11 protein-coding genes are annotated in these 12,854 nt (G+C 44.6%); 8 read left to right on the top strand and 3 right to left on the bottom strand.

Annotation, left to right across the window (positions count from 1 at the left end):
• Positions 1-85: 85 nt before the first annotated feature.
• On the bottom strand, positions 86-2,104 hold the full coding sequence (locus tag SGLY_RS17585; RefSeq protein ID WP_013625193.1) for an exosporium glycoprotein BclB-related protein: 2,019 nt from the start codon (positions 2,102-2,104) through the stop codon (positions 86-88).
• A gap of 349 nt (positions 2,105-2,453) precedes the next feature.
• Positions 2,454-3,329 (bottom strand): prohibitin family protein, encoded by an 876-nt coding sequence (locus SGLY_RS10105; protein ID WP_013625192.1) that lies wholly within the window; start codon positions 3,327-3,329, stop codon positions 2,454-2,456.
• Between the two features lie 312 nt (positions 3,330-3,641).
• Between SGLY_RS10105 and SGLY_RS10100 the strand changes: the two genes are divergently transcribed.
• The 7 genes from SGLY_RS10100 to SGLY_RS10065 all read left to right on the top strand — a co-directional run bounded on the left by SGLY_RS10100 (position 3,642) and on the right by SGLY_RS10065 (position 10,754).
• The gene (locus SGLY_RS10100) at positions 3,642-4,592 is read left to right on the top strand and encodes a (Fe-S)-binding protein (protein ID WP_052298632.1); all 951 of its coding nucleotides are present in this window, start codon (positions 3,642-3,644) and stop codon (positions 4,590-4,592) included.
• Positions 4,576-5,775 (top strand): LUD domain-containing protein, encoded by a 1,200-nt coding sequence (locus tag SGLY_RS10095; protein ID WP_013625190.1) that lies wholly within the window; start codon positions 4,576-4,578, stop codon positions 5,773-5,775. Before SGLY_RS10100 ends, SGLY_RS10095 begins: the two co-directional genes overlap by 17 nt.
• A 116-nt stretch (positions 5,776-5,891) precedes the next feature.
• Positions 5,892-6,194 carry a DUF3846 domain-containing protein gene (locus SGLY_RS10090; protein ID WP_041444777.1) on the top strand — a complete coding sequence of 101 codons (303 nt, stop codon included), beginning with the start codon at positions 5,892-5,894 and terminating at the stop codon, positions 6,192-6,194.
• Between the two features lies 1 nt (position 6,195).
• Positions 6,196-7,131 carry a nucleoside recognition domain-containing protein gene (locus SGLY_RS10085; RefSeq protein WP_041444776.1) on the top strand — a complete coding sequence of 312 codons (936 nt, stop codon included), beginning with the start codon at positions 6,196-6,198 and terminating at the stop codon, positions 7,129-7,131.
• Positions 7,132-7,135: 4 nt separating this feature from the next.
• The gene (locus SGLY_RS10080) at positions 7,136-7,450 is read left to right on the top strand and encodes a hypothetical protein (RefSeq protein WP_013625187.1); all 315 of its coding nucleotides are present in this window, start codon (positions 7,136-7,138) and stop codon (positions 7,448-7,450) included.
• 744 nt (positions 7,451-8,194) lie between these two features.
• Positions 8,195-8,485 carry a hypothetical protein gene (locus tag SGLY_RS10070; protein ID WP_013625183.1) on the top strand — a complete coding sequence of 97 codons (291 nt, stop codon included), beginning with the start codon at positions 8,195-8,197 and terminating at the stop codon, positions 8,483-8,485.
• A gap of 91 nt (positions 8,486-8,576) precedes the next feature.
• Positions 8,577-10,754 (top strand): DNA topoisomerase III, encoded by a 2,178-nt coding sequence (locus SGLY_RS10065; protein WP_013625182.1) that lies wholly within the window; start codon positions 8,577-8,579, stop codon positions 10,752-10,754.
• 46 nt (positions 10,755-10,800) lie between these two features.
• On the opposite strand, the gene SGLY_RS10060 is transcribed toward SGLY_RS10065, so the two are convergent.
• Positions 10,801-11,637 (bottom strand): CvfB family protein, encoded by an 837-nt coding sequence (locus SGLY_RS10060; protein ID WP_041445326.1) that lies wholly within the window; start codon positions 11,635-11,637, stop codon positions 10,801-10,803.
• 205 nt (positions 11,638-11,842) lie between these two features.
• Between SGLY_RS10060 and SGLY_RS10055 the strand changes: the two genes are divergently transcribed.
• Entirely contained in the window at positions 11,843-12,712 is an 870-nt protein-coding gene (locus tag SGLY_RS10055) for an SDR family oxidoreductase (RefSeq protein WP_013625180.1), read from the top strand.
• Positions 12,713-12,854 lie beyond the last annotated feature (142 nt).

Raw genomic sequence — 12,854 nt, 5'->3', positions numbered from 1 at the left:
AAATAACACGGAATTATCAAAGAAAAAGGGAGCATCGCTCACTACTTATCCAAGTAGTTTGCGATACTCCCATTAACGAAGGTGATTACTCAATGCCAAGTCCTGCACTGAGATAGCCTGCAACCGATCCTCCTATTAAAAGGCCGCCGCCTGTTGCGCTGGCTACAAGCAGGAGTCTTGTCTGTTCGGTTACTGGGATATTCAGACCTGTCACAATGCCGTTGAAGGTATCCCCAATGCCGATTGTGCCTGGAATTACAATATTGACAAGGGCACCGGGCACCGGGGCAAAAATATCATCCGGAGTTGCCGAACTGTATACCTGTGCCGTGTAGGTCAGAGGGGAAAGCAAGGTTAGAGAGGCCGTTGCACTCAGGTATACGGCCAGTGAGGTGATGACACCGTCACGTGGCATAGAGAACGAATAGTTGGTCAGCCCGCTGAGATCAATCGTAAGGCCGAGGATTGTAAGCGCCTGAGTGGAGCTACCGAAACCGATTAGCCCGGGTAAGCCAACTAGTCCTCCCGCTAGAACAGTAACTGCAATTGGAGAACCGGATGAGAAGGGTATAATGGCCCCTCCACCAGTGGCCCCAGTAGGTCCGGTATCGCCAGTGGCCCCAGTAGGTCCGGTATCGCCAGTGGCCCCAGTAGGTCCGGCATCACCGGTCGGTCCAGTCGGTCCGGTTCCACCGGTTGCCCCAGCAGGTCCGACATCCCCGGTCGGTCCGGTCGGTCCGGTTCCACCGGTTGCCCCAGCAGGTCCGACATCACCAGTCGGTCCGGTTGGTCCGGTTCCACCGGTTGCTCCAGCAGGTCCGACATCCCCGGTCGGTCCGGTTGGTCCGGTTCCACCGGTTGCCCCAGCAGGTCCGGCATCCCCGGTCGGTCCGGTTGGTCCGGTTCCACCGGTTGCCCCAGCAGGTCCGGCATCACCGGTCGGTCCAGTTGGTCCAGTATCGCCAGTTGCTCCAGCAGGTCCGACATCACCAGTCGGTCCGGTTGGTCCGGTTCCACCGGTTGCCCCAGCAGGTCCGGCATCCCCGGTCGGTCCAGTTGGTCCAGTATCGCCAGTTGCCCCAGCAGGTCCGACATCACCAGTCGGTCCGGTTGGTCCGGTTCCACCGGTTGCCCCAGCAGGTCCGGCATCCCCGGTCGGTCCAGTTGGTCCAGTATCGCCAGTTGCCCCAGCAGGTCCGACATCACCAGTCGGTCCGGTCGGTCCGGTGCCACCAGTTGCTCCGGCAGGTCCGGCATCACCGGTTGGTCCAGCAGGTCCGGCATCCCCAGTCGGTCCGGTCGGTCCGGTTCCACCGGTTGCCCCGGCAGGTCCGGCATCACCGGTCGGTCCAGTCGGTCCGGTTCCACCGGTTGCCCCGGCAGGCCCGACATCACCGGTCGGTCCGGTTCCACCGGTTGCCCCGGCAGGTCCGGCATCACCGGTCGGTCCAGTCGGTCCGGTGCCACCGGTTGGTCCAGCAGGTCCGGCATCACCGGTCGGTCCAGTCGGTCCGGTGCCACCGGTTGCCCCGGCAGGTCCGACATCCCCGGTCGGTCCGGTTGGTCCTGTAGCCCCGGTAGCACCGGTAGGCCCTGAAGGGTCACTTGTAAAAGTGACAATCAGAGGTTCGTATCCGGAACCGGCGCCATTACCTCCGAAGACAACAGAGGTTGTTCCGTCTGGGTTGGTCAAGGCAATACCAAAATTGGGAAAGAGACCATTTATCCATCCATTTACCAGATCAGTTATATCTATCGCCACATATTCCAGTACATCACAAGCAACAACATTAACCATTGAAGATGTTGCCACATAGGGTGGCTGGGTGTTATAAGTGACAGTCCCGGTATCAAAGGGTGATGTCACTCGGTTGACGATAATCGGACTGGGGGTAGTCCCTGTTTTAGATAACACAAACAATACCAGTGCCGCACTGTCAACCGGTCCCGACAGCAGAGAAATATCAAACTGAAGGAAACCGATGGAATTAAGGAATGCAGGGTCTGTTCCCACAACGATGATGTTTGTCGCCGAGAGGTTGGTATCAGGTAAAGCATTGGAAACAAATGTTGTTCCCGATGCAGGTAGAATTTGGCTTGACATAGCATCGCTCCTTTCTCTTCTATGAAACAATCTATGCGATTTGGGACAAAGTGTTCCAGGTAGAATGGCGAATTTACATCAAAAAAATCTTTTTGACATATCAAGCATGTGTTAAGATCATAAAAATTTGGCAGGGTATAACCAATTTAATTTTTCTAAATACAAGACGAGTGAATGTTGAAAAAATTCTCAGTATGGACTAAAGTTACAAATAAGAAATGAGGACGCAACAAAAAAATTTGTTACGCCCTCTCTAATAAAGCATAGGAGTTGATATTGACAGCAGCAGTAATCATCTGCCGCCCCGTTAGATTGCAAAGAATAGCAAAAAGTCCATAAATGAAGACTCTTAAGGGGTCTGGGTTCCGAAGCCTGAACCATCCATATTAATAAAGGGGAATACGTTGCTGCCATTTACAGCCGGCAGTTTGCCGTCCCATTTTTTTATTGCTTCCAGTTGAGCTTCCACTTGTCTGAGTTTCACTAACTCAGGGGTGACGTAATCCTTTTGGATTTTTAAAGCTTCGGCTTCAGCTTTGGCCTGCTCAAGCTTTTGCTGGGCCTCGACCTGGACTCTCTGTAAATCAAGCTTAGCTTTTAAAGCCTGTTGCTCGGCAATCTGCTTTTGTTCAATCGCTTGATCAAATTGATCGCTGAATTTTAATTCGGTAAGGTTAACTTCATGAAGGATCATATAATAATTGGATAATTTCTCCCTAAGGACATCCTTGACCTTGGCACTGACTTCAGCCCTTTTAGACACTAATTCCTCGGCAGTATACTGGGCGATCACAGATTTGAGGGATTCCCTGATCTCAGGGGTAACAACATTAGACGCATAGTCAGGTATGTTTTGGTACAGAACATTAACTTTTTCCGGATCAAGACTGTAGTTTACAGCTACTGTTGCGTGAACAACCTGGAGATCCTTAGAGGATGTTTCATGATCAGATTCAATTTTCTGCATACGGACATCCATAGGGATGATTTCCTGAATAAAAGGCACCTTAAAATGGAAGCCTTCACTCAATATCCGTGAACTGACAGCACCAAGCTGAACAACAGTCCCTCTGTGTCCAGGGGGGATAATCGTATATGCCTTAAAGATCATACCTGCAATAATCAAAGCAATCAGAACCAACAGGATAACAAATTTGATCAATTTACCTTTAAAATGAGTGAATCGGGGAATTTTAGGCTGGGAAGCTGAAGATTCAGCATCCATGGAAATCGCCCCTTTCAGAATGCTCTTGGAGTTTAGTATAATATTACCATAACTCAATTTTAAAATCTATAAATATTGAAATCGGAATCATCAGAAAAGGTCAAGCTGGAACACTGGAATAAGTAGGAAAACGATCAGGTTTTTGATATCAAGAATACAAAATACTTCACTGATAGCTCTTTACTCAAAGAGGATATTCTTATTTAATATTATAGTATGCTAGTGTAACTATATTTTGCGGAAGGGTTGTTGACCTCAGTGGCTGGTAGAAAGAAACTTCCCGCAACGTTTGAAATAATTCGTGGGAACATAATGAAATATGGCAATCCGCTTGCTTTAAACGGAAAAGAGATATCATCATGGGCCAAAGAACTCAATTTGCCGACTACAGGCAAATTGTTGTTCTATACGGGAGGAGAATATCAGTTACTTCCCTACATTGATTCTCTGGTCAAGACCATGTCAATCATTGATCCGAACAGCGGCTTGTTTTCGTTGCTGATGAAAGTAAGAGGGCTGGTCAATAAGACCGGAATTAATGCCGAGAAGATCTATGCTTCAATTTTGGCCAAGGATAAACAAAGATATCGGTCAATCAATTATAAGGCAGCGGTCATTCTGAAAAGGCTGGGCTATGATCTTTGCTATAACGGGGCGGAAGAACTGTACAGCGGTGCTTTACTCTATGAGCTGGGGTTCTGGAAAGACTTGAAAAAACATGCTCCAAAGGTAATTGAGTATATTAATAAGACAGGAGCAGAGACAATAATTTGTCTTTCTCCACATGCTGCTGAGATGTTTAAACTGATTTTCCCTGAAATGACAGGGTTCCCTGACGTGAAGGTACGTACTTTTGTGGATATGGTAGCGGAAAAGGCAAATCAGCTGCCTAAAATAAAATTGGAAAAGCCTGTAGTGATTCATGATTCATGCAGGTTGGCCAGGGATCTCGGTGTATTTGATGAAATACGGGTCATACTTGAGGCGATGGGTGCAGAATATGTGGAACCATTAAGGAATAAGGATTGGACCACTTGCTGCGGCGGACCAAGCAAACTGCTTTTTCCTGATGTATCAAAAGTAGTGTCTGGCCGGAGAATCACTGAATTGGCTGAGACCGGGGCTGACAGGGCACTGATTTCCTGCCCCTACTGCTTGTCGGCATTGGAAGGCGGTTTGAAAACAACAGATGACAGTCTGATTTTGGAGGACCTTGTTGAATTTATCTATAGGGGGTTTGAAGATAATGAGCGAGTTGAATAAAGAAATCAGTGATTATACAAAAAACCTGAATAAAGCCAGCAAAGATGAGAATATCAATAGGGCGGTCACCAGAGCGGTAAAGTCTTTTCGAACAAATGTAGCTTCTACTCTGGCAAGATTCCCTCATACTGTAGCGTTAGCGGCGGAAGTAAGGGAAATTAAAGCAAGTGCCGTGAAAAACAATAAAGAACTTCTGGAAAAAGCGATGGCTTCTATTGAGAGAAACCATGGCAGCGCTTATTTTGCCAAAGACGGAGATGAGGCAATCAAAATTGTAGATCAGATTATCGGTAAAGACAAAGTTGTGATAAAAGGGAAAAGTATGCTCGGTGAAGAAATTCAATTAAGGCACAGGCTGGAGGAATTGGGTAACGAAGTATGGGAAACAGATCTTGGAGAGTTTATTCTTCAACTGAAAAATGACCGTCCTATGCATATTCTTTCACCGGCCGTACATGTTCCCAGGGAACAGATTGCGGAAATTTTCAGCAATTTCTTTCAGAAAGAAGTTCCGCCGGATATCCCTGCGGAAGTGGCTGCGGTCAGGGAATTTTTAAGAGATAAATATTTTAAAGCTGATGTCGGTATTAGCGGATCTAATGTTGTGGCTGCTGATACGGGGCAGATTGTGATCATTGAGAATGAGGGCAATGTCAGACTGGTAACAGGGACCCCCCCTGTCCATATCGTGATCGTGGGCATTGAAAAGGTTGTGCCTTCGTTTCAGGACGCCATGAAAGTGGCGGAAGTCAATTGGCGCTATGCCCAGTATGATGCACCCAGCTATGTAAACGTCATCAGCGGTCCCAGTAAGACAGGGGATATTGAGAAAGTGATTACCTATGGGGCCCATGGACCAAAAGAGTTCCATGTTATTTTCCTTGATAATGGTCGGAGTGAGATGATTAATAACCTCGACTATAATCAGGCATTATTTTGCTTAAGATGTGGCGGCTGCATGTATGAATGTCCCGTATTCCAGGTGACGGCAGGTCATTATGGCAGAACATATTTAAGTGGCATCGGTTCAATCTGGACTGCGTTTGTCGATGGCGGGCCTGATGTGGCGGCACCGATGCTTTATACATGCCTGAGATGTGGAAGATGTGTAGAACAATGTCCAATGAAAATTGATGTACCCAAAATGGTAGGGGAACTGAGAAGCAAGGTTGTTGAAGATTAAGCTGCAAAGTTACGGAAAGTTTTTTATAGAGCAGGATTTTTTCTTGCTCTATATTGTTATTTATCTTTATAATAGGAATAATATTAAAATTAAATGTGTTGAGAGGAGAGATCATGATGGCGGAAAAAGAGATTTCAGTTTTGATTTGCAAACCGCAAAGTAAGCCTGAGCTGGGTACAATAGAAAATAGGACGGAGATAATAAAGGAAATTATTGGAGGGGATTATATTATCCATGTTGTCGAGGAAGACGGGCTTTCCATATTATATGATCCCGACGGCAAGGACGTCCATACTCTGAATAGGCTTATCGGTGGGGAGCCTATATTTGGTACAGTTATATTCTGCCGCAGTAAAGGTCAAGAATTGTTCTCGCTCTCTGAAGATGAATTAGAAGACATGAATTATCTGTTGTCTTAACATGAGGGTAACAAGATCTACCTGGAGGGACGGTCTTTGCAAAGGCATTTCTACAACATGGAGTCTTTCAAGGATTATTTTTCCGGTGACCCTTCTCATATCCGTGCTAAAATATACCCCTGTCATTGGCTGGATTGCAGATTTACTGACCCCGGTGATAGGAATTCTTGGGCTTCCCGGAGAATGTGCGGTGATTCTCGTTTTGGGGAATCTGCTGAATCTTTATGCGGCGGTTGGTGCGATCGCAGCAATGCAGCTGACGGTGAAATCAGTATTTATCCTGGCAGTGATGCTCAGCTTTTCCCACAATCTTCTGGTTGAGACCTCAATAAGTACCAGAATAGGGGTTAATCCAGTTTTTATCGCCTGCTTGAGACTGGGAATAGCGGTCTCTATGGCTTTGGGGATTAACTTAGTTTGGTCGGGCGGACAGGAGATGGCCAAATTTGGACTGATCGTATCCTCGAATCAGGCATTGTCCGGATGGCCGGAGATTTGCATTCAGGCTGTCAAGATTGCCGGACTGGCAGTCTTACAAGTCGCGGTAATCGTTATTCCGATTATGGTTTTTATTCAGGTGCTTAAAGATATCAACGCGATAGCTCGGCTTTCAGGCGTCCTCAAACCGTTTACCAGGGCAATCGGTGTGGACGACAAAACAGGGATACCGTTGATGGCGGGTATCATGTTTGGGATTGCTTATGGAGCCGGTGTGATTATTCAGACTGCTAAAGAAGAAAACCTCGGCAAGAAGGATCTCTATTTGGCAACGATCTTTCTGGTTTCCTGCCATGCGGTAGTCGAAGATACTCTTGTTTTTCTGCCTTTGGGAATTAATGTAGTGTATCTGCTGTTGATCAGAATTGCCTTTGCTTTAATCGTAACAGTTTTCATGTCAAGATTATGGAAAAAAGGGTTTGCTTCAGGAAGGGAATAATACGATGGAAAAGTATGATATTGTGATCAGTATAATATCCATTGATGAGACTTTAAGACCAAGACATATTCAAAAAATGCTTGACCACTTAAATCCGGACTGTGAAATCATTCCTTTTGAAATACACGAAAATAATGTCTCAGCCTATGGTTATGCCAATATAGAGGGAATGGATGGAGAGGGAGGGCTGGAATCTCTATCCGATTTTCTGGGCCCAATGCTTGAAGATTGGATATATGATGAACCCGAAGAGGAACTTATCCTTCCGGATGGGAAGAAACTATATGTTTTTTGTGATTATAAAACGATCTTGATTTAGTTGTACTGAGGATAAAACAACGGGGGCTATCAAAAAATGATAGCCCCCGTTGTTCATTCAGTTCTGAAGGATAAACGTTCTAGAAGACGATTCCTAAGGCGATCAATAAGAGAATAATGATGACAACAATAGCTATACCGCAGAAGGATCCGCCTACACCATGATCGCCGGAACCGAGAGCACCTATTGACATATTGGCACCTCCTTTAAAATTAAATACTGCTATTTAGAATATAACAGCTAAAGCAATAAGAATAAGGATAGCAATTGCAATAATGCCATAGCCGCCTCTTCCGGACCAACCGCCAACACCAGCACCGTACATTTATTTCAACTCCTTTTCTCAGTGATGTTTAAATTACATGATATTATATGATGATTGGAATATTATGGAACATGCAGGGCGAATTATATAAATTTAAATATTTGAAATAGTAAACAGAAGGATGGTATGCTAAAATACAGATGTAATAGGAGAATAAAAATGGGAATGCTCTTTTCTTTAAACAAAATTGAAACAACAGCTATCTCCGAATGCCAGTTCTGTGGTTATGATTTTAAAGAAAATGAGTATGTTTATTTTAGATCGCTTGATCAGATTTTTTTGTGTAAAAAATGTGAAGGGCTTTTCTCTCAAAGAGGGAAGTCAAAGAAGGTAAGATACCGGTCTTGTAAGCGCGAAGAGAATCAGGAAGCCTATGGCACCAGGATATGAGACAAAAAAATTATGCAGGGGGAAAGAGAATGTTAACACCGGAGCAAGTGAAGAAAGAAAATAAAATCTTAAATTCAATATTCAAAGAGGGAGATGCCGTAATTGCCGATATCTGCCGCAGGATTGACGAGAAATTGTTAATTACCGATCAGGTGAATAATGACAGGGCAATTATTATTCTTGATGGAACATATAACTGTGAAACATTGAGACATATTGAACGGCTTTATATGGACAATGGTTGGAAAAAAGTTACGCACAGTATGCCAGTTCATAATTCTGAAGTGAGTTTTAAAGCTCAAATGACCTTTTATTTTTGAGGATTAATCATAAAAATTAAAGCCCTGCCCGAATAATTCAACTTAGCAGAAGTGTTATTCGGGTTTTTGCTTAAAAGAATGGAGCATCGAAATGGGGAAGAGTTTGGTTATCGCTGAAAAACCTTCTGTCGGCAGGGAAATTGCCAAAATGTTGAGTTGTCATAAAAAAGACCAGGGTTATTTTACCGGTCCAAAATACCTTGTTACCTGGGCACTGGGTCATTTGGTCACTTTGGCGGATCCCGAAAAGTACGATCAGAGATATAAGACTTGGAAAATGGACGATTTGCCGATGTTACCGGAACAAATGGAATTGGTAGTGATTAAAGAAACATCCAAGCAATTTAGTGTAATCAAAAATCTCATGAAAATGCCGGATTTGGATGAGTTGATCATTGCCACGGATGCCGGACGAGAAGGGGAACTAGTCGCCAGGTGGATTATCAAGAAAGCAGGCTGGCGCAAGCCGATCAAAAGGCTATGGATTTCCTCTCAGACCGAAAGGGCAATCAAAGAGGGCTTTGCTGCGCTAAAACCCGCCAAAGAATATGATCATCTCTATGCTTCCGCTGAATGCCGGGCCCAGGCTGACTGGCTGATCGGGCTTAATGTGACCAGAGCATTGACCTGCAAGTTCAGTGCTCAGTTGTCTGCGGGCAGAGTGCAGACACCTACCCTGGCTATGGTTGTGGAAAGAGAAAAGCAGATCAAGAGTTTTGTTCCCAAGGAATTCTGGACGATTCAAGCTTTCACGAAAGGATTCTCAATGACCTGGCACGACAAAACCAACGGACAGTCACGAATCTTTGACCAGAGTAAAGCAGACCAAATGATCAAAAAAATTTCAGGACACGATGCGGAAATAACAGAAATAAAAAAAGAAAGCAAAAAGGAGTTGCCGCCTCTGGCCTATGATTTGACGGAATTGCAAAGAGATGCCAATAGAAAATATGGTTTTTCTGCTAAGACAACCTCTTCAGTCATGCAGCAGTTGTATGAATACCATAAAATTGTCACCTATCCTCGGACAGATTCCCGTTATATCACCGAAGATATTGTCTCCACCTTACCGGAACGGTTGAACAGTATTGCCGTGGGTCCTTATGCTCAGTTTGCGGCGAAGATATTAAAAAATAAGATAACGACAACAAAGAGATTTGTTGATCAATCCAAAGTCAGTGATCACCATGCCATCATTCCGACTGAACAACCGGTTCATTTGCAGAAACTGAGCAATGAAGAGTATAAAATATATGATTTGATCGTGAAAAGATTTCTTGCTGTGCTGTCCAAACCGTTTGAATATGAGCAAACGACAGTAAAGGCTGACATCCGGGGGGAATTATTTGAAGTCAAGGGTAAAATCGTGAAACAAAACGGCTGGAAAGAAGTTTATCAGGGGACCGGCAATTGGGAAGAAGAACAGGAGGATGAAGAGCGGGAGCAAACTCTGCCAGATCTGCATAAGGGAGAGCGTATTCCGATACTTGAGGTCAAAACAAAAGCCGGGAAAACGAAACCTCCGGCCAGATATACGGAAGCAACCCTGCTCACTGCCATGGAGCATCCGGGGAAAAACATCGAAAATGAAAAACTTAGAGAAGCGGTCAAGCAGACGGGGGGTTTAGGTACACCGGCCACCAGAGCGGAGATCATTGAAAAGCTTTTCAGTTCGTTTTATTTGGAACGCAACGGGAAAGAGATTTTCCCCACCTCCAAGGGTCTTCAACTGATCGAACTGGTACCGGTCGATTTAAAATCTGCGGAATTAACAGCAAAGTGGGAGCAGCAGTTAAGCGAAATCAGTAAGGGGAAAGTAAAAAGCACTGAATTTTTGAATGGAATTAGAAGCTATGCTCGTCAGCTTGTTTCAACAGTCAGCGAAAATAATCAAGTCTTCAGGCATGACAATCTGACCAGAAACAAATGTCCGGAATGCGGAAAATTCCTTTTACAGGTCAAGGGAAAAAAAGGTGAGCTCCTGATATGCCAGGACCGGGAATGCGGTTATCGTAAAGGTCTGTCGGTTAGTTCCAATGCCAGATGCCCGAATTGCCATAAAAAAATGGATCTCAAGGGAGAGGGCGAAAACAGGATTTTTACTTGTACATGCGGCTACCGGGAAAAACTGGCTTCTTTCACTCAAAGGAAAAGCGAGAATCCAGGGAAAGTTAACAAAAAAGATGTACAAAAGTACCTGAATAAACAGGAAGATAACGGCATGATCAATGATGCTCTCGCTCAAGCACTGGCGAAATTAAAAAAATAAAAAATCTTTCCGGTACAACCCCCCTGCCAAAGCAGGGGGGTTGCTGTTAAACAAGTTTAAGTCTGCCGTCTTCCTTGATGATTTTTTTTGCTTTGAGTAAGGCGCCGACCGCTCTCTTAAAGGCGGCTTTGCTCATTTGATACCTAACCTCAATTTCTTTCGGACCGGCGTCCTCGGTGAGAGGAAGGCAGCCCAAATTGTTTTTCATATCCTGCAAGAGAGTTTCGGCATCGATATCCATCTGTTTATGGGCGGGTTCTCGAATAGACAAATCTAATTTGCCGTCTTCGCGGACTCTCAGCACTCTGGCTCGGATCTGGTCTCCATTGCGGAGATTTTGATATAATTCACTCCGGGGGATCAGACCTTTGTATGTATGATCAACAGCAACAAAGGCCCCGATTTCTCTGCGGATCTGATAGACTGTACCGGCAACCATATCCCCTTTCTGATAAGGGGAATCGGTTTTTAAATACTTGTAAACATCGGTGGTACAACATAACCTCAAGCTTTTGTCCAAATAAACGTACACCAGATAACTGCGGCCAACTTCAATCAAATATTTCTGCTCGCTAAAAGGAAGGAAAAGTCCGCGTTCAAGTCCGAAATCCATAAAAGTACCTAAAGTGGTTTTGGCGCTGGCTTTCAGACAGACCAAATCCCCAACCTTGGCCAAGGGTTCCCGTATTGTCGCAATCAAGCGGTCTTCCGAATCTTTATAGATAAAGACCTTCAGGTAATCCCCAATTTGAACATCAGAGGGTAGCTGCTTTCTGGGCAACAAGATATTATCCGAACGGTTGGAGGTCTCCGCATCTAAATAGGCTCCAATTGAAGTAAAATTGTTTATTCTCAGTTTGTTGAATTCTCCGATCCGAATGATGATGATCATCTCCTTAAAAACTGTCTTATCGTCTAGTATACTCTATTTTTTCATGATTTTGTCGTGATCCCGGTTTGGGAGATTCATTATTTTTATTTTATAAAAAAGGCTAAGTCAGAGCTGTTTTGGATAAAAAGTATAGAAAGAAAAAAGTTGCGGAAAATAAAAACAGGTCCGGATAAAAAAGAAAAGAAGGAGTAAATTTATGAGCAGCAGCAAAACAGCCAAACCGGTTTTCCCGGCCCAGCATCAGGATAAACAGCCGGGAGTGGAATCAATCATGAACCCCCTGCCCGTTTTTGAACATCCCAATTACCAGGCAACAGGTAAACTTGAAGGAAAAACAGTGTTGATTACAGGGGGAGACAGCGGGATAGGCAGGGCAATCGCTGTTCTTTTTGCCAAAGAGGGCGCAGATGTTGTGATTACATATTTGGATGAACATGAGGATGCCCAATTCACCAAAAGTAAAATCGAACAAAGAGGAAGACAATGCTTAGCAATAGCAGGAGATACAGGCAATGAGGATTTTTGCAACCAGGTCATAACCAGAACAATCGAGACGTTTAAAAAACTTGATATCCTGATTAATAATGCGGGAGTCCAGTATCCTCAAAATTCTTTGCTGGATATTTCAGCCGGGCAATTGCAGATGACCTTTCAGACAAATGTATTCAGCATGTTTTATTTGACGAAAGCTGCCTTGCCTTATCTTAAGGCCGGGGCAGCCATCATTAATACAGCTTCGATCACTGCTTATGAAGGACATGACCGTCTGATTGATTATTCCTCATCGAAAGGCGCAATCGTATCTTTTACAAGGTCAATGTCCGAATCCCTGGCCAAACAGGGAATCAGGGTCAATGGTGTAGCGCCCGGACCGATATGGACGCCGTTGATTCCAGCCTCTTTCAGCGCGCAAGAAGTAGAAGTCTTTGGCAGTACCACACCTATGCAAAGAGCGGGGCAGCCCTTTGAACTGGCGGGTACTTATTTGTTTCTTGCTTGCGAAGATTCATCTTACATGTCAGGACAAATTGTCCACGTGAACGGCGGGACCATCATTAACAATTAACCATTCACACTCAGGGCTGTTGCGTATACTTGCGGCAGCTTTTTTATGTTTAAATATTTTTCATTTGAGGGACAGAAGGAAAGTAAAGAAAAATAGAGAAGTAAAGACAGTAAACCATAAAGATAGAGTATGATGAAGGTGG

Origin of the sequence: Syntrophobotulus glycolicus DSM 8271, from assembly GCF_000190635.1 — a bacterium.
GTDB lineage: Bacteria > Bacillota > Desulfitobacteriia > Desulfitobacteriales > Syntrophobotulaceae > Syntrophobotulus > Syntrophobotulus glycolicus.
Note: the sequence above shows the minus strand (reverse complement) of the source record. Positions and strands in the feature narration are given on the sequence as shown.